The sequence below is a fragment of the Roseibium sp. AS2 genome (genome assembly GCF_038900065.1).
GTDB lineage: Bacteria > Pseudomonadota > Alphaproteobacteria > Rhizobiales > Stappiaceae > Roseibium.
In genome coordinates this window covers 260,191-281,307 of sequence record NZ_JBBMQN010000004.1, presented here as the reverse complement: position 1 = coordinate 281,307, position 21,117 = coordinate 260,191, and the positions used below count along the sequence as shown (strand labels likewise).

General features: G+C 62.4%; 20 protein-coding genes. 10 read left to right on the top strand and 10 right to left on the bottom strand.

The window, feature by feature from the left end; all coding sequences use genetic code 11:
• The first annotated feature begins 1 nt into the window (after position 1).
• The gene (metW, locus tag WNZ15_RS13300; RefSeq protein WP_342893467.1) at positions 2–634 is read left to right on the top strand and encodes a methionine biosynthesis protein MetW; all 633 of its coding nucleotides are present in this window, start codon (positions 2–4) and stop codon (positions 632–634) included.
• 15 nt (positions 635–649) lie between these two features.
• Here the strand turns inward: metW and WNZ15_RS13295 are convergent, their stop codons facing one another.
• Positions 650–1,432, bottom strand: coding sequence for a class I SAM-dependent methyltransferase (locus tag WNZ15_RS13295; RefSeq protein WP_342893466.1), 783 nt, complete (start codon positions 1,430–1,432; stop codon positions 650–652).
• Positions 1,433–1,568: 136 nt separating this feature from the next.
• Here WNZ15_RS13295 and gloB point away from each other — a divergent pair, with 136 nt between their 5' ends.
• The 3 genes from gloB (at position 1,569) to WNZ15_RS13280 (ending at position 3,222) form a co-directional block, all read left to right on the top strand.
• Positions 1,569–2,351: a hydroxyacylglutathione hydrolase gene (gene gloB / locus WNZ15_RS13290; protein ID WP_342893465.1), complete on the top strand. Its 783-nt coding sequence runs from the start codon at positions 1,569–1,571 to the stop codon at positions 2,349–2,351.
• A 120-nt stretch (positions 2,352–2,471) separates the two neighbouring features.
• Complete coding sequence (locus tag WNZ15_RS13285; RefSeq protein ID WP_342893464.1) at positions 2,472–2,687, top strand: hypothetical protein; 216 nt, start codon at positions 2,472–2,474, stop codon at positions 2,685–2,687.
• Positions 2,688–2,730: 43 nt separating this feature from the next.
• Complete coding sequence (locus tag WNZ15_RS13280; protein ID WP_342893463.1) at positions 2,731–3,222, top strand: cupin domain-containing protein; 492 nt, start codon at positions 2,731–2,733, stop codon at positions 3,220–3,222.
• A 171-nt stretch (positions 3,223–3,393) separates the two neighbouring features.
• Here the strand turns inward: WNZ15_RS13280 and WNZ15_RS13275 are convergent, their stop codons facing one another.
• Positions 3,394–4,059 carry an NAD(P)H-dependent oxidoreductase gene (locus WNZ15_RS13275; RefSeq protein ID WP_342893462.1) on the bottom strand — a complete coding sequence of 222 codons (666 nt, stop codon included), beginning with the start codon at positions 4,057–4,059 and terminating at the stop codon, positions 3,394–3,396.
• A 96-nt stretch (positions 4,060–4,155) separates the two neighbouring features.
• On the opposite strand from WNZ15_RS13275, the gene WNZ15_RS13270 reads away from it, so the two are divergent.
• Complete coding sequence (locus WNZ15_RS13270; protein WP_342893461.1) at positions 4,156–4,791, top strand: CGNR zinc finger domain-containing protein; 636 nt, start codon at positions 4,156–4,158, stop codon at positions 4,789–4,791.
• A 171-nt stretch (positions 4,792–4,962) separates the two neighbouring features.
• On the opposite strand, the gene ftsY is transcribed toward WNZ15_RS13270, so the two are convergent.
• The 4 genes from ftsY to WNZ15_RS13250 all read right to left on the bottom strand — a co-directional run bounded on the left by ftsY (position 4,963) and on the right by WNZ15_RS13250 (position 9,642).
• Entirely contained in the window at positions 4,963–6,258 is a 1,296-nt protein-coding gene (gene ftsY, locus WNZ15_RS13265) for a signal recognition particle-docking protein FtsY (protein WP_342893460.1), read from the bottom strand.
• A gap of 131 nt (positions 6,259–6,389) precedes the next feature.
• A complete protein-coding gene (gene mtaB, locus WNZ15_RS13260) occupies positions 6,390–7,658 on the bottom strand; it encodes a tRNA (N(6)-L-threonylcarbamoyladenosine(37)-C(2))-methylthiotransferase MtaB (RefSeq protein WP_342893459.1) in 1,269 nt (422 codons plus the stop codon).
• A complete protein-coding gene (gene dapF / locus WNZ15_RS13255) occupies positions 7,655–8,566 on the bottom strand; it encodes a diaminopimelate epimerase (protein WP_342893458.1) in 912 nt (303 codons plus the stop codon). The genes mtaB and dapF overlap by 4 nt, the downstream gene beginning before the upstream one ends.
• Before the next feature lie 185 nt (positions 8,567–8,751).
• The gene (locus WNZ15_RS13250; protein ID WP_342893457.1) at positions 8,752–9,642 is read right to left on the bottom strand and encodes a neutral zinc metallopeptidase; all 891 of its coding nucleotides are present in this window, start codon (positions 9,640–9,642) and stop codon (positions 8,752–8,754) included.
• 216 nt (positions 9,643–9,858) lie between these two features.
• Between WNZ15_RS13250 and WNZ15_RS13245 the strand changes: the two genes are divergently transcribed.
• A complete protein-coding gene (locus tag WNZ15_RS13245) occupies positions 9,859–10,350 on the top strand; it encodes a hypothetical protein (RefSeq protein WP_342893456.1) in 492 nt (163 codons plus the stop codon).
• 17 nt (positions 10,351–10,367) lie between these two features.
• On the opposite strand, the gene WNZ15_RS13240 is transcribed toward WNZ15_RS13245, so the two are convergent.
• Positions 10,368–10,907 (bottom strand): L,D-transpeptidase family protein, encoded by a 540-nt coding sequence (locus WNZ15_RS13240; protein ID WP_342893455.1) that lies wholly within the window; start codon positions 10,905–10,907, stop codon positions 10,368–10,370.
• 194 nt (positions 10,908–11,101) lie between these two features.
• On the opposite strand from WNZ15_RS13240, the gene WNZ15_RS13235 reads away from it, so the two are divergent.
• Positions 11,102–11,785, top strand: a complete 684-nt coding sequence (locus WNZ15_RS13235) for a response regulator transcription factor (RefSeq protein ID WP_342893454.1) — start codon at positions 11,102–11,104, stop codon at positions 11,783–11,785.
• A gap of 25 nt (positions 11,786–11,810) precedes the next feature.
• Positions 11,811–12,314 carry a cyclic nucleotide-binding domain-containing protein gene (locus tag WNZ15_RS13230; RefSeq protein WP_342893453.1) on the top strand — a complete coding sequence of 168 codons (504 nt, stop codon included), beginning with the start codon at positions 11,811–11,813 and terminating at the stop codon, positions 12,312–12,314.
• Positions 12,315–12,406: 92 nt separating this feature from the next.
• Here the strand turns inward: WNZ15_RS13230 and leuD are convergent, their stop codons facing one another.
• From leuD to WNZ15_RS13215, 3 genes are all read right to left on the bottom strand, one after another.
• Positions 12,407–13,012: a 3-isopropylmalate dehydratase small subunit gene (leuD, locus tag WNZ15_RS13225; protein WP_342893452.1), complete on the bottom strand. Its 606-nt coding sequence runs from the start codon at positions 13,010–13,012 to the stop codon at positions 12,407–12,409.
• Between the two features lie 23 nt (positions 13,013–13,035).
• Positions 13,036–13,986: an N-acetyl-gamma-glutamyl-phosphate reductase gene (gene argC / locus WNZ15_RS13220; RefSeq protein ID WP_342893451.1), complete on the bottom strand. Its 951-nt coding sequence runs from the start codon at positions 13,984–13,986 to the stop codon at positions 13,036–13,038.
• A gap of 82 nt (positions 13,987–14,068) precedes the next feature.
• On the bottom strand, positions 14,069–14,635 hold the full coding sequence (locus WNZ15_RS13215; protein ID WP_342893450.1) for a peroxidase-related enzyme: 567 nt from the start codon (positions 14,633–14,635) through the stop codon (positions 14,069–14,071).
• A gap of 107 nt (positions 14,636–14,742) precedes the next feature.
• On the opposite strand from WNZ15_RS13215, the gene WNZ15_RS13210 reads away from it, so the two are divergent.
• Both WNZ15_RS13210 and WNZ15_RS13205 read left to right on the top strand, forming a co-directional pair.
• On the top strand, positions 14,743–19,554 hold the full coding sequence (locus WNZ15_RS13210; protein WP_342893449.1) for an NAD-glutamate dehydrogenase: 4,812 nt from the start codon (positions 14,743–14,745) through the stop codon (positions 19,552–19,554).
• 180 nt (positions 19,555–19,734) lie between these two features.
• Positions 19,735–21,111, top strand: coding sequence for an MFS transporter (locus WNZ15_RS13205; RefSeq protein WP_342893448.1), 1,377 nt, complete (start codon positions 19,735–19,737; stop codon positions 21,109–21,111).
• Positions 21,112–21,117 lie beyond the last annotated feature (6 nt).

Here is a 21,117-nt window from a genome sequence, read left to right as displayed (position 1 = left end):
CATGAACCTCGCACCGACACAGACCGGTCCCGGTCATGTCCGCGGCGACCACAAGGTCGTCGCCTCTCTGGTACCGGAAGGCGCCCGTGTCCTCGACATCGGCTCGGAAGACGGCGCCCTGCTCGATCTCCTGATGCATGAACGCAATGTGGATGGACGCGGCATCGAATTGTCCCAGGCCGGCGTGAACCGCTGCGTCGCCCGGGGCCTGTCGGTCATTCAGGGAGATGCGGACACGGACCTGTCCGATTACCCGGACCGGGCCTTCGACATCGCCATTCTCAGCCAGACACTGCAGGCCACCCGGGAACCGAAGAAGGTCATGAGCGAGCTGCTGCGCATCGGCAGGCATGTTGTGGTTTCCCTGCCGAATTTCGCCCATTGGCGCAACCGGGCACAGCTGCTTTTCCGCGGCCGCATGCCGGTGACGAAATACCTTCCCTACGAGTGGTACGACACGCCGAACATCCATTTCTGCTCGCTGCGCGATTTCGTCGAGCTGTGCCACGAACTTGACGCCGACGTCGAGAAGGCGATCGCCCTGAGTGGACGGGGCAACAAGATCCCGATCAATGCGCCCTGGTGGGTCTGGAACATCGTCGCCGAACAGGCCGTGTTTCTTCTGAAACGCTGAAGCGGGCCGGACAGGTCAGACCTGTCTCACCCCGGACCTTCGATGCACCGCCCGCACCGGTTTCAGACCGGAGGCAACGCCTTCGGGGATGAACACCGGGCGCAGAACCCGGAACCGGCTCTTTTGCCCTCCGGCTGGCAGGCTCTGGAAGATGACTTTCTCGGCTTCCGTGACCAGAACACCGCCGAAGGCCGGCCAGATTCTCCGGCCGATGCCCTCCCAGGTCCGGGCCGCGCTCTGGATCGTGCGCGTCCTCGAAGGCGGCATGAACACCGCCTCCCTGTCGTCCACCACCTTGAACTGGCAGCTTTTCAGGAGATCCTTCAACTGGCCACCCGAATAGGGCCGGCCATAGCCGAACGGCGAAAGTTCGGAACGGGCCCACAATCCGCGCCGGTTCGGCACGACGGCAATCAGCCGCCCGCCGGGTGCAAGCACGCGCCAGGCTTCCCTCAGCACCGCCGCAGGGTCGGAACAATGGTCCAGCGCATGAACCAGCAGGACCCGGTCGAAAAAGGCGTCGGGAAACGGCAGGTCGGTGTCCTCGACCAGCGTGCAGGTACTGGCGCGTTCGCGCGGCCAGGGAACCGCCCCCTGTGGTGCGGGCATGGCTGCGATCGCCCGTTCGGCGGTCTCCAGATAGGGCCGCATGAACGGACCGGCATAGCCGACGCCCAGCAGGCTTTTCCCGGTCATGTCCGGCCACATCTTGCGGACCGGCGCACCGACAAGGCTCCGCAACAGCCGCCCGAGCGGTAAATCGTAGAAGGCGCGCAGATGGACGACGTCGAGATACATTCAGGCTGGCTCAATGAACAGGGTCGGCGCGATTGAACATGGAACCGGGGCCAAGTGCAAGATCTCATGCCTTGCCCTTGTCGCCGCTCTTTGACACTGTGCGCATCAAACAGACCCTTCCTGCAAGGAGCCCGGCATGGCCTTGAGTGAAACCACCGAAATCCACCAGTTCACCTGTCTCGACAACAATTTCGGCGTGCTCGTGCACGATCGTGACAGCGGCACCACCGTTGCGATCGACGTGCCGCACGCGGCCGCCTACGAGCAGGCGCTGGAGCAGACCGGCTGGACACTCAGCCACATCCTGATCACCCATCATCACTGGGACCACGTCCAGGGCCTGGGCGACCTGAAACGGGCCACCGGCGCCACCGTGATCGGACCCGAGCGCTCACGCCAGAAGATCGCCGAACTGGACCGGACCGTCGAAGACGGCGACGACGTGCTCTGCGGACCTTACGAAATCGCGGCAATCTCCACACCCGGGCACACGCTGGACCAGATCTCCTGGTATTTCCCGGCGATCGGCATGGCCCATACCGGCGACACCCTGTTCTCGCTCGGCTGCGGCCGGGTGTTCGAAGGCGACATGGAAATGATGTGGTCGTCCCTTTCCAAGCTGATGCGCCAGCTTCCCGACGACACGGTGATCTATTGCGGTCATGAATACACCGAGGCCAATGCCAACTTCGCGCTGACCATCGAGCCGGACAACACGGACCTGCAGGCACGCGCGGCGGAAGTCACCGCGCTCAGGGCAGGGGGCGAGGCGACCCTGCCGACCACAATGAAACGGGAAAAGGCCACCAATCCGTTTCTGCGCGCCGGCGAGGCCTCGGTCGCCGCCGCCCTCGGCATGGACGGCAAGTCCGCGGAAGAGATCTTCGCCGAGATCCGCACCCGCAAGGACAACGCCTGATACCGCCTGGGTGACGGGAGCGCATCCGGCGCTTTTTTGAGCTTTCTGCGCCGGATGACTTAAAACGATTGAGTTTTGCCCCCATATGCACGTCATCGTGATCATGAAGGGGCACTTGCCATGACACCTGACAGTTCCGAAGCTCATCTGGCACGCAGCGCCGAGCAGCGCGCCAGGGACGTGGTCCACCGGATCGTCCACCAGGCGGAAGCGATCCCGCTGCAGCAGGGCGGCGGTCACAAGCTGGACATGCAGGTCCTGTACGAGGAAGTGGTTGCGGCCCTGCGCGAAACCATCGATGATCTGGCCTTCTGCTCCGGACCGAATGCGTCCTGACCGGTTTCCTTCCGGCTTTTCCCGACCGCTTCCGGAACCCTCGATGACTATGTATTCAAAAATGACCGCTGATGACGTCGTCGCGCTGCTCAACATGCAGCCCCATCCCGAGGGCGGCTTCTACGCCGAAACCTTTCGCGACGAAGTGACGGATGATGACGGCCGGGCCGCCTCGACGCTGATCTATTTCCTGCTGCCCGAAGGCGTGCTGTCGCGCTGGCACAAGGTCGACGCGGTCGAGACCTGGCACTGGTACGCGGGCGCGCCGCTGGAGCTGTCGATCAGCACGGACGGAAGAACCAGGGAAGTCCTCACTGTGGGAAACAATCTTCTTGCCGGCCAGCGCCCGCAAGGCATCGTGCCGCGCGACGGCTGGCAGCAGGCAAGGTCCCTGGGCGCCTGGACCCTTGTCGGCTGCACCGTGGCGCCGGGATTTCAGTTTGATGGATTTGTCATGGCACCAGAGGGCTGGGAGCCGGGTGTGACCCTGGACGCACCTGTATCAGGAGTACCGGCTGACTCACCACGACGGTGAAGTTGAAAACGTCCACCTTTCAGGCAACAGTATCCCGGCATGCGCCGGTCGGTCGTCACACCTTGTGTTGACAACACCATCTTGGCCGCCCCGGCCATGTGCCGGGGCCGACACCAAGGAGCGGATCTGTGCGCGGTCAGATCCGGGACGGTTCAAGGGCGTGGCTGTCAGTTACGCGGCAGCTTTGACCCGTTCGAACACCTTTTCGAAATCTCCGGTCGGATCGGCGGTCAGGATGCTCGGCTGGTGGCGGTCAGTGACTACTGCGTCAATCCCGACGAGCCCAAACCACCAGTCCATATAGGTAGAGTGAAAATCAGCACCGTATTTCGTATCTGCGCCCGGCGAAAAAACCCCTGACGTGTAGAAGACATGTGCCGTCTTGTTTTCCAAAAGCCCGAAATAGCCACGTTCAGGATCAAAACCGAACAGCAGGCCGGGTTGGGTGATGACATCGATATAGTGTTTCAACTTGTAGGGGACCCCGCCGTTCCACATGGGTATGTTGAAGACATATTCGTCGGCTTCAATGAAACGCCGGGTGATTGCGGCGATCTGGTCCCAGGCGCCTTGCCCGGCCGCAGTCATTTCTCCGACGCCGAAGAATGACAGTTTCGCCGCATTCTTGTCCCCGTCGAACTCCGGTAGCGTCTCGGTCCAGAGATTGAGTACATCGACCTGAATCCGGGCGTTGCTCCCCCTGCGCTGCTGAATATGGGCGTTGGCGAGCTGGGCGGACTGGGATTTGTCACCGCGCGGCGACGCATTGATGTGCAATAGTTTCGTCAATTCACTGATCTCCGGTTCAAGGGCTCGAGAAATCGCCCCGATAACCATCAAATATTATTTTTGACGGTTACATGCAATTGCAGTAACCATCAAATTAGAATAATAACGGTTTCAAATTCCTGTGAGCGCCCCCAGGAACAGCGGATGACGACAGTTCAAACCCTTCCACCAATGCTGATTGCCGATCATCCGGCGCTCGATTTCCTGAATTCGGTCGGAGCACCGTTTGGCGAGGAAATCGAATGGCTCGCCACTGGGGAATGTCTGCTCGACTGGTTGGCGGCATCCGGATTGATGGCGCAAGATCAAGCGGACAAATGCCGGAAAAACTTCGCTCGAACAGATCTCGACACGGTTGCCCGGCAGGCCATTGCACTGCGCGAATGGTTCCGTACATTCCTGATACGGCAAAGCGAATTCAATGAGTGGTCACTGGACGACGACGATTTCAACCGGATAAACGGTTTCCTGGGCAAGGCGGTTCACGTATTCCGGCTCCACCCGGCATCGCCCGGCGATGATGAACGCAAAAACCGCCCCGAACTCTCGGGTTCTTTCGCCTTCGATAGTCCCGAGGATCTGCTCGCCCTGCTCGCCCTGAATATCGCGGAATTCGTTTCGGTTGCCCGCCTGAACGACACCCGAAACTGTGCGGGCGAGACCTGCACGATGTGGTTCGTCGATCTGACCAAGAACAAGAAACGGCGTTGGTGTGACATGAAAATCTGCGGCAACCGCGCCAAGGCAGCCGCTTTCCGGGAACGGCAGGTAAAGACCTGACCAGCACGACCGACGGTCATGCCAGATCACGGGAAAATCCGACAGTCCGACCAGTCAAGACCACGCCAACTCGCGACCCAGGAGCAAGTCTCTCGCGCGCAGTGCATTTGCAATCGGCAGAAAGACCATGCTGTCTGATTGCTATGGCAACACCGATTAACGGGGCTGATGTCAGGCCAGTCCCGCGATTGCCCTGGCGAAGTCGCCGGCCGAGAACGGTTCCAGGTCGGCAACCCCTTCGCCGACACCGATGAAATGCACCGGCAGACCGTGTTTGGCGGCAATCGCGACCAGAATGCCGCCCCGCGCGGTGCCGTCCAGCTTTGTCATCACCAGACCGGTGACCCCGGCGACCTTGCCGAAAATTTCCACCTGGTTGAGCGCATTCTGGCCGGTGGTGGCGTCCAGGGTCAGGAGAACCGTGTGCGGCGCGTCCGGATCGTGTTTCCTGATCACGCGGATGACCTTTTCCAGCTCGTCCATCAGCTCGGCCTTGTTCTGAAGCCTGCCGGCCGTGTCGATCAGGAGGACGTCAACCGCCTTGTCCTTCGCGGCCTTCATGGCATCGAAGGTCAGGCCGGCGGCATCCGCGCCCGTGTCCCCTGCGATGACTTCGGCACCGGTGCGCTCACCCCAGATCTTCAACTGCTCGACGGCCGCGGCCCTGAAGGTATCTCCGGCGGCAAGCATGACGGTCTTGCCTTCCGAATGCAGCTTCTGGGACAGCTTGCCGATGGTGGTGGTCTTTCCGGTGCCGTTGACACCGATCATCAGCACCACATGCGGCTTGTTGCCGGTATCGAGGTCGAGCGGTCTGGCAACCGGTTCCAGCACCTTTTCGACCTCTTCGGACAGGATCGCCCGGACTTCCTCCGGCGAAATTTCCTTGTTGTAGCGGCCGTCGGACAGGCGCTCGGTGATCGCCATCGCCGTGTCGACGCCGAGATCCGCCTGGATCAGGATATCCTCCAGCTCTTCCAGCATGGAGGCGTCCAGCTTGCGCTTGGTGAAGATCGAGGAAATGCCCTCGGTCAGCGAGGCCGAGGATCGCGACAAGCCGTGTTTGAGCCGCTGAAACCAGCTCGCCTTCGGTTCATCGGCAGCGGGGACCGGCTCGGGCAAAGGATCCGGCGAAACCGCAGATTCCGGCCGGGGCTGCTCCGCGATCTCCGGTTCCGGAGCAAGATCCGTCGACATCTCGTCAAAGGGCACGTCCGGCATCCGCGGCGGTGCGAACCCGTCAACGAGATCGGGGCCGCTGGCAGCTTCCAGCGGCTGCACCGTCGCGCTCATGGCCGCAACCGGCTCGACCTCCATCTCGATGCCCGGAGCCTCGTCGCCCGACAAGGCTTCGGCATCGGGCGCAGCGGATTGCGTGTCAGCCTGCTCCGCAGGATCCGGCTGGTGCTCCGGCGCGTCCTTGCCCCCGAACAGCCGTCCGAGAAACCCGCGTTTTTTTTCGCTCATGAACCCGCCCTAGAATTTCTGTCTGACATCATCTGTCCGATCCGCCGAAACGAAGAGGCACCAGACCCGGCCACAGCCTGTGATAGCATCCGGATCTGTCCGGCGCCATTCACCGACCGATCCGGATCCCCTCAAGCCACCCGTGAAAGCGCTTCGCCCAGAAGGTGCCGGCCGGTATGGCCGATAATTCTGGTTTCGACAATCTCTCCGGCAACGCCGCCGTCCAGTTCGACCTGGGTGAACTGCTCCGTCCGGCCGAGACCTTCCTTTTCGATCAGCACGGGCCGGGTCTTGCCGGCCTCCGCCGCCAGGTGCCGGACCAGGGCGTCCTGTCCCTTGGCGCGAAGCCGGGCCCCGCGTTCCTTGATCAGGGCACGCGGCAATTGCGGCATGCGTGCCGCCGGGGTGCCCGGGCGCGGCGAAAACGGAAAGACATGCAGATGGGTGAGGCCGCATTCGTCGATGATCTTCAGAGAATTTTCGAACATCTCTTCGGTCTCGGTCGGGAATCCGGCGATGATGTCCGCGCCGAAAACCACCTCCGGCCGCATCCGCCGGACCTCCTCGCAGAATTGGATCGTGTCGGCCCTCAGGTGCCGCCGTTTCATCCGCTTCAGGATCATGTCGTCACCGGCCTGCAGAGACAGATGGAAATGCGGCATCAGCCGTTCGTCTTCGGCGATGACCCGCATCAGGTCGTCGTCGGCCTCGATGGAATCGATGGAAGACAGGCGCAGCCGCTTCAGGTCGGGCACCATTTTCAGGATCTTCGCGCTCAGGGTGCCGAGCTTCGGCGCCCCCGGCAGATCCGCCCCGTAGGAGGTGATGTCAACGCCGGTCAGGACGATTTCGTTGTAGCCGTTGGCGGTGAGCCGCTTGATCTGGTCGATCACCACCCCCATCGGCACGGACCGGGAATTCCCGCGGCCGTAGGGGATGATGCAGAAGGTGCAGCGGTGGTCGCAGCCGTTCTGGACCTGGACGAACGCCCGCGCGCGACCGGTCAGCCCGTCGATCAGATGGCCGGCCGTCTCCTCGACACTCATGATGTCGTTGACCCGCACCTTCTCGGTGTCGGAAAGGCCGAAGGCAGCGACGTCGGAATAGGATTTGCGCTCCAGTTTCTCCGTGTTGCCGAGCACCAGGTCGACCTCGTCCATCGCCGAAAACGTTTCGGCCTCGGTCTGGGCGGCGCAGCCGGTGACGATCACGCGGGCATCCGGATTGTCGCGCTTGGCTTTCCGCACCGCCTGGCGTGCCTGGCGCACGGCCTCATTGGTCACCGCGCAGGTGTTGATCAGGATCGCGTCCTGAAGACCCGCGGCCTCCGCCTCGCGTTTCATCACCTCCGACTCGTAGGAGTTGAGCCGGCAACCGAAGGTCACCACATCGACGCTCATGAAGCGGCCTCTGCCTCCGGCGCCATGTCGCCGGTATTGGTCCTGCGCCAGTCCAGCGTGTCCAGATCGACCTCGCCCTCGAATTCGATTTCGGTGGGGCCGGTCATCAGCACATGCCCGTCGCTTTCGCGCCACTCGATGGCGAGCGGCCCGCCGGGCAGATGAATGGTCGTCTTGCGGCTGGTCTTGCCATCCCGTGCCGCGGCCACGCCGACCGCACAGGCCGCTGTACCACAGGCCAGCGTCAGACCGACCCCGCGTTCCCAGACCTTCAACCGGATCTGGTTCCCGTCGAACACATGCGCAAGCGAGATATTGGCGCCTTCCGGAAACACCGGATGGTGTTCCAGCAGCGGGCCCACGCGTTCCAGGTCATAGGCCTCGATGTCGTCGACCCAGAAGATCGCATGCGGATTGCCCATGCTGACCGCGGCAGGCGTGTGCAGGATCGGATCGTCGATCGGCCCGATCTGCAACTCGATCGCCCGCGTGTCGGCGAATTCCTCGGCAAGCGGAATGTCCTGCCAGTCCAGCTTCGGTGCGCCCATGTCGACCGTGACGGTGCGTGCGCCGTCCGCCGCGAAAGCATGAAGAAGCCCCGCGCCGGTCTCGATGGTCACCAGATCCTTGCCGACTTCTTCCATCAGCAGGCGGCCGACGCAGCGCGTGGCGTTGCCGCAGGCATCGACCTCGCCGCCATTCTGATTGTGAATGCGCATGAAGGCGTCGACGCCGAGAGAAGACCGTTCCACGGTGATCATCTGATCGAAGCCGATGCCGGTCGTCCGGTCGCCGAGGGTCGCGATGACCTCGCCTGTCAGACGCAGCGGTTTCTCCCGCGCGTCCCAGACCACGAAATCGTTGCCAAGGCCGTTCATCTTCAAAAAGGGTCTGGTTTCAGACGCCATGCCGAATGCACTTTTTTCAAGCTTGAGAAAACAGGTCCGCCATCTTGCGGACATTGGCACTATATGGCGGAAAATGCTGTTAATTACCAGTGGGACAGGCGTTTTCGTCAGATCTGCGTAAACGAGCCGGCGCTCCCAGACTCATTCATGATCCCGCGAACCCAGCCTGAAAGCAGGCATCCGGCTCACAGGTCCCGGGCATTGAACGTGTCACACGCATCCATGCTGCCGGACCGGAAGCCCTCCCGGAACCATCTTGCCCGCTGCGCGGAGGTGCCGTGGTTGAAGCTTTCCGGCACAACATAGCCCTGCGCCTGCCGCTGCAACGTGTCATCGCCGATCTTGCTGGCGGCGTTGAGCGCTTCCTCGATGTCACCGTCTTCGACGAAGCCGCGCTGGCGGGCCGCGTAATGCGCCCAGATGCCCGCAAAACAGTCCGCCTGCAGTTCGACGCGCACGGACAGGGCATTGCCCTCCGCCTTGCTCATGGATCGCCTGGCCTTGTGAAATTCCGGCAGGATGCCCAGCACGTTCTGAATATGGTGACCGACCTCATGGGCCAGCACATAAGCCTGGGCGAAGTCGCCGGGCGCGTTCAGCTGCGAGGCCAGCTGCTGATAGAAACTGAGATCAATGTAGAGCTTGCTGTCGGCACCGCAGTAGAACGGTCCGGTGGCGGCACTTGCGTGGCCACAGGCCGAGGAGACGGACCCGGAAAACAGCACCAGCGTCGGCTCGGGATAGCTGCCCCCGCCCTGCCGGAAGATCTCGCCCCAGGTGTTTTCGGTGTCGGCCAGGACCACGGACACGAACCGGGAGGTCTCGTCATCGGCCGCCGTTTGCGGCGCCTGGCTCCGGGAAGGCACAGTCTGGTAGCTTCCACCGCCATCAAGCTGGCTCAGCAGGGTCAGCGGATTGACACCCGTCAGCCAGGCGATGCCGAGCACCACCACAATTCCGGCCAGACCGAGACCGCCGCCGGCACGGGCACGGCGTCCTGAAGGGATCCGCATGCGCCCGCCCCTCGAACGTCTGTCATCGATATTGCTGCTGCCGCGGCGGCCTTTCCAGCGCATGGTCTTCTCCGCTTCATTGGTTCCGCCCTGCCGGGCTTCGATTGCATCTCTTAGCAGACGGCGACCGCAAGGCCCAATCCTGCGATGATCATTGGAGTGAACGCGCGCGGCGCCATCGCGAAACGGAATATCACAAGAATGTGATGCCGGTTACATCGCCCGGTCGAAACCGCGCCTATCTTCAGCCGCGTGATTCAGCACAGAAGGATCTTGAATGTGCCCGATATCAGTGAACAACAGGCGCAACGCCTGATTTCCTATGCCACTGCGCGGCTCGGCCGGGTCGAAGGCAATGGCGAATGCTGGACCCTCGTCAACAACGGTTTCCAGCATCTCGGCTTCCACAAGCCGGCGGCAATCTACGCCTGGGGCCGCGTGATCGACCAGCTCGGCAGTGCCAGGCCCGGCGACGTTTTCCAGTTCAGCCGGTTCACCTATCGCGTCGAGCATTCCGACGGCAGCTGGTTCGAAGGCAGCCGGGGCGCTCCGCGCCACACGGCCATTCTGGAAAGCATCGATGCCAACGGGCACGCGACCTTTCTGGAATGCAATGTCAACGACGCCCTCAACCCCCAGGACGACGCGCACAATGTCCAGCGCAACAGGTTCCATGTCAGGACAGCGGACATCAACGAGGACGGCGGTACGCGCACAACCGTGCGGACAAGCGGCTCCTTCATCATCTACCGGCCGCAGGCCGCCGAATAGACCGAGCGCAAGACCCGTCAGGCGCTGATCACCATGTCGGCGGCGGCACCGATCCGGGACAGGATCAGCCGCATGTGCGCCGGCGCAACGGCGACGCAGCCTTCGGTCGGGCGGTAGTCCTCGCGGGCGATGTGAAAGAAGATTGCGCTGCCTCTGCCCTTCACCGCCGGAGCCATGTTGCAGTCGAGAATGACAACAACATCGTACAACCGGTCGTCCCGCCACATTGTTTCATGGCTGGCACCGAAAGGACGTTCGACAGGCCGGTTGTAGCGGGGACTTGCCGGATCGTCGCACCAGCCGGAGCGTTCCGTGAGCGGTTTGACCGGCAGCAGTGTGGCCGGCGGCAACCCCCGGTCCGGGCGATAGCAGACATTCAGCAGCCGGAAACGGCCCGCCGGCGTGCCGCCGTCGCCTTCGCGCTTGCGGACGACGATGCCCGACCTCCCCAGCGCACACGGAACCGTGATCGGTCCAAGCCGCAAAATGCCCTTTGTCCGGTCACGGACCAATGCGCGAACGTCGAGCGTCTCCGCCGTTTTTCTGACATGTCCCATGACGGCCCCGATCCTTGCCCTGCACTGCGCTGAAGGTCCTGATAAACCGGCCCTGACCCGCGCGTGAAGAAGAATTGACGCAACGCAGCTTGTATGGCGACAATTTCACGCGCACATAGGGGAAAGGAACACTCTTGTGTCATTTGCACAAGTTGACGTGATTGTTTTTGAAGATTCTGGCAAGGACCGCGACGATGACCGCCCGCACGATCTTGATTGTCGACGACGATAGCGAACTGCGCGAAGCACTGGTGGAACAACTCTCGTTGTACGACGAGTTCGAAACCATCCAGGCCGACAGCGCGACCACAGGCATCGCCATGGCCAAGGACGAGCATGTCGACCTTCTGCTCATGGATGTGGGACTGCCGGACATCGACGGCCGCGAAGCGGTGAAGCTGCTGCGCAAGGCCGGGTTCAAGGCACCGATCATCATGCTGACCGGTCATGACGGCGACAGCGACACGATCCTGGGGCTGGAAGCCGGCGCCAATGATTATGTCACCAAGCCGTTCAAGTTCGCCGTGCTGCTTGCCCGCGTGCGTGCGCATCTGCGCCAGCATGAACAGAGCGAGGACGCCACCTTCGCCATCGGCCGCTATTCCTTCCGTCCGGCCGCCAAGGTGATGCAGGACGATGCCGGGGCCAAGGTGCGCCTGACGGAGAAGGAAACCTCAATCCTGAAGTTTCTTTATCGCGCCGGCGAAAAACCGGTCACCCGCGACGTGCTGCTGCACGAGGTCTGGGGCTACAATTCCGGTGTCACCACGCACACGCTGGAAACTCACATCTACCGCCTGCGGCAGAAAATCGAGCGGGACCCGTCCAACGCGGAGCTTCTTGTCACGGAAGCCGGTGGATATAAGCTTGTGCCGTAACGGGTAATCGGCGTAAATCTTCGGCATGAGCCTTGCCCAAGACATTGCGATTCTCAATCAAATCCCGATGCTTTCGGACTTCCAGGACGATCAGCTCCGGCTGCTCGCCTTCAGCGCCGAAAGCATGGATTACAGCCGCGGACAACGCCTGTTCGATCAGGACGACCGTGCCGACGGCGGTCTCGTCATCACCAGTGGCATGGTCAGCCTTCAGACCAGGAGCGCTGACGGATTTGTCGAAGTCGACCGGGTCGGCCCGGGCACGCTGCTGGGCGAGACCGCCCTTCTGGCCGAAAACAGGCGGCCCTGCCGGGCCGAGGCGACGGAAGCCGTGCGCATCATCCGCATCCGCCGCGCGCTCTTCAAGCGCATGATCCAGGAATATCCGGAGCTCGCCCAACGCCTCCTCGACCAGCGCGCCAGCAATTTCCGCAACACGGTCGCGGCGCTCAAGCCCATCGGCGACAAAATGGCGGAACTGGAACAGATCAACGCCGAACGACGGGTCCGGAACGACGACAAGTCCTGAAATGATGACGTCAATCCGGATCGGCACCGCCGGGCGCAAGCGCCCGGTTCAGATACCGGGCAGCCCAGTCTGTTCAAGCGATAGATCCCGTCTCAGACCCAGGGACGGCTTTCACCCATCTTGCCCTCGAAGGTATCGATCTGGCCTTCCTTGGCCATGGTCAGGCCGATGTCGTCGAGACCGTTCATCAGGCAGTGCTTGCGGAACGCATCGATCTTGAAGGCGATGTCGCCGCTTTCCAGGCCCTGGATTTCCTGCTTTTCCAGATCGATGGTCAGCGTGAAGTTGGCGCCGCGCTCGGACGCATGCATCAGCGTGTCCAGCTCGTCCTCGGACACCTGGATCGGCAGGATGCCGTTCTTGAAACAGTTGTTGTAGAAGATGTCGGCGAATGAGGTCGAGATCACACAACGGATGCCGAAGTCGAGCAACGCCCAGGGGGCATGCTCGCGGGAGGATCCACAGCCGAAATTGTCGCCCGCGATCACAATCTTCGCATTCCGGTAAGCCGGCTTGTTCAGGATGAAATCCGTGTTTTCCGAGCCGTCGTCATTGGTGCGCATCTCGTGGAACAGGGCCGATCCCAGACCGGTCCGCTTGATCGTCTTCAGGAACTGCTTGGGAATGATCATGTCCGTGTCGATGTTCACGATCGGCAGCGGCGCCGCGACGCCGGTCAGGGTTTCGAATTTTTCCATTTTTTTCTCCTGAAAGCGTTTTCTCAAGCCGCAAGGCTGGTCGTCTGGTCGACACCGAGCATCAGATTGAGGTTCTGGACCGCAGCGCCCGATGCGCCCTTGCCCAGGTTGTCGTAGACCGCAAGGATCGCGGCTTGCGCGCGCGCATCGTTGGCAAAGACATGCAGGCGCAGCTTGTTGGTGTCGTTGAGCGCCTGCGGATCGAGCTCGTCCGCGCGTTCCAGATCCTGCAGCGGTGCGACCTCGACGAAACTGTCGCTGCTGGCCGCGAAATGATCGGCGATCGCCGCATGCAACTGCGCGCCGGTCGGCACGCTCGCAAGACCGGCCAGATTCAGCGGCACCACCGTCAGCATGCCCTTGTAGTAATTCCCGACGGTCGGCGTGAACAGCGGCGCTGCCTCGAGCAGCGTGTATTCGGTCATTTCCGGCAGATGCTTGTGATTGAAGCCGAGTGCGTAGGGCGCGAACACGTTGGCGGCGTTTCCCGCGGCCTCGTAGTCGGCGATCATGCCCTTGCCGCCTCCGGAATACCCGGAAATGCCGTGATAGCTCACGTTGACATCTGCCGGCAGCAGACCTGCCGCGATCAGCGGACGCACGGAGGCGATCAGCCCCTGGGGCCAGCACCCCGGATTGGCCACCCGCATGGCGGCGGCGATGATGTCGCCCTGGTCGACGTCCATCTCGGCGAATCCGTAGGCCCAGCCCTCGGCGATCCGGTGCGCGCTGGACGCATCGATCACCCGGGTGGTGTCATTCTCGATCAGGGCGACACTTTCCCTGGCCGCCGCGTCGGGCAGGCACAGGATGGCGACGTCGGCCCTGTTGAGATAGTCGGCGCGGGCGGCCGGGTCCTTGCGGCTTTCCTCCGGGATGGAGATCAGCTCCAGGTCGCGGCGCATGGCGAGGCGTTCGCGGATCTGCAGACCCGTCGTTCCGGCTTCACCATCTATGAATACGCGCGCGGCCATGGCCCGCTCCTCTCCTTGTCAAAACGCAAGCGTCATACACCCAAACAGCGGGCTTGTCACCGCATTGTCCGCCACCAAGACCTCAACGGGCCCTTGAGTGATACTCATCATTCGGACGCATGTCGGATGCGGCGGCGACCCTGTTGGTCATGTTGAAGAAGGCTGCCACCGAGGCAATGTCCCAGATGTCGCGGTCGGTGAAACCCGCGTCCCGCAGCGCCTGCCGGTCGCTTTCCACGATTTCCGCCGGTCTCTCCGTCAGCTTGACGGCGAAATCGAGCATGGCCCGCTGCCGGCCGGACAAATCCGCCACGCGGTAGTTCATCACCATCAATTCGCCGAGCACCGGATCGCCGGAAAGTTCGCGCACCGCGGCGCCATGGGCGGTCAGACAATAAAAACAGCGGTTGACCGCAGATACCGCAACGGCAATCATCTCCCTCTCGAGTTTGTCAAGCCCGCTATCGGCCAGCATGAGGTCGTTATACATGTCCGTGAAGGCACGCAGTTTCGTTTCATCGAAGGAGTAGGCTTTGAGAACGTTGGGCACCAGACCCAGCTTCTCCTCGCACACATCGAAATACGCCTGTGTTTTTTCACTTAATGTTTCAATTGAATCGATTTGCAAGGCCGTGACTTTACTTGACAATTTGTTCCTCCCGTCATGAAACCTTTTATGTCGGCGACATATGACCATAAGTCTAAAAACCAGATCGCGACAGAGCCAAACCATACGACCGCCCAGGGGGATGGAAAATGCCGGACAAACACGACGTCGAGAAAAAGAAACTCATCGACGCGGTCCAAGCGCTCTTGGAACAGGAAGATCCGGCCCTCGCCGAATTCTCCCGCGCCTTTTATGACCGGGGCGCCGCGGAAGACCTGGTGACCTATTCGGCCGAGGAACTGATCGGCTTCGCGCGGCATGCCTGGCAGGACTTCCAGGACCACGATCTCGGCACGCACCGCGTCAGCATCGGAGAACCGTCCTTTCAGGCCGAGGGCAAGAAGGTCAACGGGCTGACGGTCATAGAGGTCGTCAATGACAACATGCCCTTCCTGGTCGACTCCGTCATGGATGAACTGCAGGGCAGCAAGTACGAGGTGCATCTGGTCCTCCACCCGATCTTCATCGTCGAGCGCCAGAAAGACGGCAAGCTGATCGCCGCCACCGCGCACAAGAAACCGCCGAAACGCACAGACCGCCAGGAAAGCCTGATCCACATCCACGTGACCAGGATCGATTCGGAAGAAGAGCGCACGGCGCTGAAGGCCAAGCTGGACAAGGTCCTCGACGACGTCCGCGCCGTGGTGACCGATTTCAAGCCGATGCAGGAACGGCTGGCCGAAGCCATCGACACCTACAAGACGACCCAGATCCCCGACAGCAGCGACGAATTGTGGGAAGCGATCCATTTTCTGGAGTGGATGGAGAACGACAACTTCATTTTCCTCGGCATGCGCGAATACACGTTCGACGGCGGCATCGAGGAAGGCGAGCTCTCCCCGCACGCGGGCACCGGCCTCGGTCTGCTCACGGACCCGGATGTACGGGTGCTCCGGCGCGGTTCGGAATTCGTGCAGATCACGCCCGAGATCCGCGAGTTCCTGAAAAAACCCGAACCGCTGATCATCGCCAAGGCCAATGTGAAGAGCACCGTGCACCGCCGGGTGCATATGGATTACGTCGGCGCCAAGCTTTACGACGACAACGGCAACCTGATCGGCGAATTGCGCATTGTCGGCCTGTTCGCCTCGACCGCCTATACCGAACCGACGAGCACGATCCCGTTTCTGCGCCGCAAGGTCGCAAGCGTCCTCGCCCGCGCGGGCTACGGCTCCGAAAGCCATTCCGGACGGGCCCTGCGCAACGTGCTGGAAGCCTTCCCGCGCGATGAGCTGATCCAGATCGACCGGGACCGGCTCTACGATTTTGCCATTGCCATCCTGCAACTCGACGAACGCCCGCGCATCCGCGTGCTGTCACGGCCGGACAAGTTCGACCGTTACGTCTCGATCCTCGTGTTCGTGCCGCGCGATCGCTATTCCACCGAAGTCCGCCTGAATGTCGGGACCTATCTGGCAGCCATCTACGAGGGCCGCGTGTCCGCCTGGTACGTGACCTATCCCGAAGGACCGCTGGCGCGGGTGCATTACATCATCGGCCGCGACAAGGGCGAGACGCCCCAGCCGGGGCAGGAGGAACTGGAAGCCGCCGTCGCCGAAATGGTGCGCACCTGGTCCGACAGCGTGCGCGATGCCTTGAGGAAAAAGCTGTCGCCACCGCAGGCCCGCAAGCTGGCGGACCGCTATGCCCTGTCCTTCCACGGCGGTTACAAGGAAGTCTACAACGCCCAGTCGGCGGTTTCCGACATTTCCAAGCTGGAAACCCTGACAGGTCCGAGCGACACCACCATCACCTTCCACCGGCTGGACGGCGCGAAGGAAAACCGCCTGTCCCTCAAGGTCTATCACCGCGGCGCACCGATCCCGCTGTCCGCCCGCGTGCCGATGCTGGAAAACATGGGTTTCCGGGTGATCAACGAGCGGACCTACCGGATAACGCCGGCGGACGCGCCGCTGTCCTATCTTCACGAGATGACCCTCGAGGCGCGCGGCGGTGAGGACTTCGTCGTCAGCGATCAGCTCAAGACCCGCCTTGAAAGCATGTTCATGGCGGTCTGGACCGGACAGGCCGAGGATGACGGCTACAACCGCCTTGTCCTGACCGCGGATCTCGCCTGGCGCGACGTCGCGGTCATCCGGGCGCTGTCGAAATATCTGCGCCAGGCAGGCATCCGCTTCTCCGAAGACTACATGTGGTCGACACTGAACAACTACCCGGCCATCGCCGCCAAGCTTGTTGAACTGTTTCACCTGCGCTTCAATCCCGACCTGACCGAAAAGGACCGGGACCTGGGCACCGAGCGGCTCGAAGGCGAACTCATCGCCAACCTGGAAGATGTCGCCAGTCTCGACGACGACCGCATCCTGCGCCGGTTCCAGAACACGATCGAAAGCGTGCTCCGCACCAATTTCTATCAGCTGGATAGCAATGGCCAGCCGAAGCCGGTGTTCGCCTTCAAGATAAACAGCCGTGAGATCGACGACCTGCCCCGGCCGCGCCCCTTCAGGGAGATTTTTGTCTACAGCCCGCGCGTGGAAGGCGTGCATCTGCGCTTCGGCATGGTCGCCCGCGGCGGCTTGCGCTGGTCCGACCGGCCGCAGGACTTCCGCACCGAGGTGCTCGGCCTCGTCAAGGCCCAGCAGGTCAAGAACGCCGTGATCGTGCCGGTGGGTGCCAAGGGCGGCTTTGTTCCCAAGAACCTGCCGCCCATGAGCGATCGCGACGCCTGGTTCAAGGAAGGCACGGAAAGCTACAAGATCTTCATCAACGCACTGCTCGACGTGACCGACAACCTGGACGAGGACAAGGTTCTGCCGCCGGAAAGGGTCCAGCGGTTCGACTCGGACGACCCCTATCTGGTCGTTGCCGCAGACAAGGGCACCGCGACGTTCTCCGATACCGCCAACGGCATATCGGAAAGCCGGAATTTCTGGCTGGGCGACGCCTTTGCCTCCGGTGGATCGGCCGGATACGACCACAAGAAAATGGGCATCACCGCGCGCGGTGCCTGGGAAGCCGTCAAACGTCATTTCCGCGAGATGAACCGCGACATCCAGAGCGAGCCGTTTACCGCGGCCGGCGTCGGCGACATGTCCGGAGACGTTTTCGGCAACGGCATGCTGCTGTCGAAGGCGACCAGGCTGGTTGCCGCCTTCGACCACCGCGACATCTTCATCGATCCGGATCCGGACGCCGCCACCACCTTCGAGGAGCGCAAACGCCTGTTCGACTTGGGCCGCTCGTCCTGGAAGGATTACAACACCGAGCTGATCTCCAAGGGCGGCGGCGTGTTTTCCCGGCAGCTGAAGTCCATTCCCCTGTCCCCGGAGATCCAGAACCTCCTCAATCTGCGCAAGTCCAGCGCGCCGCCGCAGGAAGTCATGACGGCGATCCTCAAAATGGAGGTCGACCTGCTGTGGTTCGGCGGCATCGGCACCTATATCCGCGCCACCACGGAAACCGACGCCGATGCGGGCGACCGGGCCAATGACCCGATCCGCATCACCGCGCCCGATGTCGGCGCCAGAGTGATCGGCGAGGGGGCCAATCTCGGCCTGACCCAGCTGGCCCGGATCGAGTTCTGCAAGAAGGGCGGGCGCTGCAACTCCGATGCGATCGACAATTCCGCCGGGGTGAATTCCTCGGACATGGAAGTCAACATCAAGATCGCCCTCGGCGCGGCGGTGAAGTCCGGCAAGCTGACCCTGGAACAGCGCAACGAACTGCTCGCGGAAATGACCGACGAGGTCGCCGAACTGGTTCTGAGAAACAACTATCTGCAGACCCTGGCGATTTCCATGACCCAACTGCGCGGCATGGAGGATTTCGGCTACCAGGTGCGCATGATGCGCCAGCTGGAAACGGCCGGCTTGCTGGACAGGGTTGTCGAGGAACTGCCGGACGAGGCCACGCTGGACGAAATGCGCAAGGCCGGCCAGACCCTGACACGCGCCGAACTGGGCGTGCTTCTGGCCTACGCCAAACTCACGCTCTACGATTCGCTCCTGGAGAGCTCCGTACCGGACGACGATTATCTCGCCCGGGAGCTGTTCCGGTATTTCCCTGACCAGATGGCAACGTCCCATCAGGACGAGATCAGCAGCCACCGGCTGCGCCGCGAGATCATTGCGACCATGCTCGCGAACTCCATGATCAACCGGGGCGGACCGACTTTCCTGACCCGGCTGATCGACCAGACCGGCGCGACACCGACGGAAATTGCCCAGGGATTTGTCGCGGTCCGCAACAGCTACGACCTGACCGAGCTCAACGCCGAAATCGACGCCCTCGACACTGTGATCGACGGCAACCTCCAGCTTGAACTCTATTCCGAAATCCAGAGCCTGCTGCTCGAAAGGGTGGTCTGGTTCAAGCGCAACGTGTCCTTCGACAAGGGCCTGTTCGCGGTTGTCGAACGGTTCCGTTCAGGCGTTGCCGCGCTGCGCAGACGGCTGGAAACGGTTCTTCCCGAAGAACCGGCTGCCACCTTGAACGCGCGGGCGGCGGACTACGTCTCCAGGGGGGTCCCGGAAGCACTTGCCCGCCGGATCGCCTGGCTTCCGGCGGAACACGCCATTCCCGATATCGTGATCGTCTCCGAAGAGACGGCTTCGGATCTGGATACGGCCGCGACCGCCTATTACGAAGTCGCCCACCACTTCCATATCGGCGCCATGCACGAGCGCGCCAACGATCTGGACGTGCGGGATTATTACGACGGCCTGGCGCTCGACCGGGCCCGGGCGACCCTGTTCGGCGCACACCGGGCACTCGCGATCGAGGCCGTCGGCGACGGTGGCTTTGCCGGCTGGCTGGAAAAACACGAATCCAAGGTCAGCCGCACCAATCAGTCCGTCACCGAAATTCTCGACGGCAGCCTGAGCGTGTCGAAATTCTCGGTCGCGGCAAGCCTGCTCGCGGAGATCTGCGGCACCGCCTGACGCCTTGCGCGGACAGACCGGACCGGCGGAAGCCCCGCCGGTCCGTGATCATGACTTCCGGTTTCCGGCCGCTCGCCACGCACCGGCGCCTCATCCTGACAAGGTCCGGCCGAACGGAAGCGCCATCTTCTCCTCAGAACCCTGCACCCGGCCATGGGCACCGGCAAGGACCGCTCGACAATGACCGTCACTACCGACCTTTCCGCCGGCCACGCCGGCAGGCGCGCTGTTCTTTCCTGGGCGTTGTTCGACTGGGCGGCACAGCCGTTCTTCACGCTCGTGACGACCTTCGTGTTTGCCCCCTATTTTGCCTCCGCCTTGACGGAAACGCCGGAACAGGGCCAGTCGCTCTGGGGGTATGCCACCGCCGCCGCCGGTCTGGCCATCGCGCTCACCGCACCTGTGCTGGGATCCGTCGCGGACGCCACCGGCCGGCGCAAACGCTGGATCCTGATGTTTTCGCTACCCTTTGTGCTGTGCTGCTGGGCGTTCTGGTATGCCGTCCCGGGCAGCCCGTACGCGATTGCGATCGCGCTCGCCGCATTCGCGATCGGCACCTTTTCGATCGAGGTCGCGACGGTGTTCAACAATGCCATGATGCCCGGGCTGGTGCCGCCGTCCCGCATCGGGCGGCTGTCGAGTTTCGGCTGGGCAATGGGGTATGCGAGCGGGCTGGTCTCGCTGGTGATCGCCCTCGGTTTCCTTGCCGCGAACCCGGACACCGGCAGGACGCTTTTCGGACTTGAGCCGGCGTTCGGTCTGAATGCCGCGACCGGCGGCGGCGACAGGGCGGTCGGGCCTCTGTCCGCGCTCTGGTATCTCGTGTTCGTGTTGCCGATGTTTCTGTTTGTTCCGGACATGCCTCATCAGGCGAAAATCGGTCCGGCCATCCGTGCGGGTCTGAAAAATCTTGCGGTGAGCGTGTCCGAGGCACGCGAGAACCGGAACATATTCCTGTTTCTTCTGGCCAACATGATCTTCAAGGACGGCCTGGTGGCCCTGTTCGCCTTCGGTGGCATTTACGCGGCCGGTCAGCTCGGCTGGGGCGCTCTTGAAATCGGCACCTTCGGCATCATCCTGACCGTCACCGGCACGCTCGGACTGCTGCTCGGCGGACCGATGGACGACAGGTTCGGAGCAAAGTCCGTCATCGTGTTTTCGCTGATCGTCCTGATGATCTGCGGGCTTGGCATGATATCCGTCGACCGGACCACCATCTTCTTTGTCATCAAGACCCAGGCCGCCCCGGACGGAGCGCTGCTGGCGTCCCTGCCCGAACGGACATTCATCGTGCTCGGCGCCGTGATCGGCGCGGTCTCCGGGCCCCTTCAGGCGGCCTGCCGCAGCCTGCTCATCCGCCTCGCTCCTGCCGGGAACATGACCCAGTATTTCGGTCTGCTGGCGTTGTCCGGCAAGGTCACCAGCTTCCTGGCACCGCTCACCGTCGGCGTCGTCACGGCCCTCACCAACAGCCAGCCGGCCGGCATGTCCGTCATTCTGGTCTTCTTTGCCCTGGGTCTGGCTCTGCTGTTGAAGGTGCGGGAGGAACGGGACTGAAGAGCC

What these genes read in the sequence shown, in the direction of transcription:
- ftsY (WP_342893460.1), bottom strand. Translation starts at nt 6,258, where the DNA reads ATGAGCGAAAAAAAACGCGGGTTTCTCGGACGGCTGTTCGGGGGCAAG.
- WNZ15_RS13295 (WP_342893466.1), bottom strand. Translation starts at nt 1,432, where the DNA reads ATGTATCTCGACGTCGTCCATCTGCGCGCCTTCTACGATTTACCGCTC.
- gloB (WP_342893465.1), top strand. Translation starts at nt 1,569, where the DNA reads ATGGCCTTGAGTGAAACCACCGAAATCCACCAGTTCACCTGTCTCGAC.
- leuD (WP_342893452.1), bottom strand. Translation starts at nt 13,012, where the DNA reads ATGGAAAAATTCGAAACCCTGACCGGCGTCGCGGCGCCGCTGCCGATC.
- WNZ15_RS13205 (WP_342893448.1), top strand. Translation starts at nt 19,735, where the DNA reads ATGACCGTCACTACCGACCTTTCCGCCGGCCACGCCGGCAGGCGCGCT.
- dapF (WP_342893458.1), bottom strand. Translation starts at nt 8,566, where the DNA reads ATGGCGTCTGAAACCAGACCCTTTTTGAAGATGAACGGCCTTGGCAAC.
- WNZ15_RS13280 (WP_342893463.1), top strand. Translation starts at nt 2,731, where the DNA reads ATGACTATGTATTCAAAAATGACCGCTGATGACGTCGTCGCGCTGCTC.
- WNZ15_RS13240 (WP_342893455.1), bottom strand. Translation starts at nt 10,907, where the DNA reads ATGGGACATGTCAGAAAAACGGCGGAGACGCTCGACGTTCGCGCATTG.
- mtaB (WP_342893459.1), bottom strand. Translation starts at nt 7,658, where the DNA reads ATGAGCGTCGATGTGGTGACCTTCGGTTGCCGGCTCAACTCCTACGAG.
- WNZ15_RS13230 (WP_342893453.1), top strand. Translation starts at nt 11,811, where the DNA reads ATGAGCCTTGCCCAAGACATTGCGATTCTCAATCAAATCCCGATGCTT.
- WNZ15_RS13275 (WP_342893462.1), bottom strand. Translation starts at nt 4,059, where the DNA reads ATGGTTATCGGGGCGATTTCTCGAGCCCTTGAACCGGAGATCAGTGAA.
- WNZ15_RS13250 (WP_342893457.1), bottom strand. Translation starts at nt 9,642, where the DNA reads ATGCGCTGGAAAGGCCGCCGCGGCAGCAGCAATATCGATGACAGACGT.
- WNZ15_RS13285 (WP_342893464.1), top strand. Translation starts at nt 2,472, where the DNA reads ATGACACCTGACAGTTCCGAAGCTCATCTGGCACGCAGCGCCGAGCAG.
- WNZ15_RS13210 (WP_342893449.1), top strand. Translation starts at nt 14,743, where the DNA reads ATGCCGGACAAACACGACGTCGAGAAAAAGAAACTCATCGACGCGGTC.
- WNZ15_RS13235 (WP_342893454.1), top strand. Translation starts at nt 11,102, where the DNA reads ATGACCGCCCGCACGATCTTGATTGTCGACGACGATAGCGAACTGCGC.
- WNZ15_RS13270 (WP_342893461.1), top strand. Translation starts at nt 4,156, where the DNA reads ATGACGACAGTTCAAACCCTTCCACCAATGCTGATTGCCGATCATCCG.
- metW (WP_342893467.1), top strand. Translation starts at nt 2, where the DNA reads ATGAACCTCGCACCGACACAGACCGGTCCCGGTCATGTCCGCGGCGAC.
- argC (WP_342893451.1), bottom strand. Translation starts at nt 13,986, where the DNA reads ATGGCCGCGCGCGTATTCATAGATGGTGAAGCCGGAACGACGGGTCTG.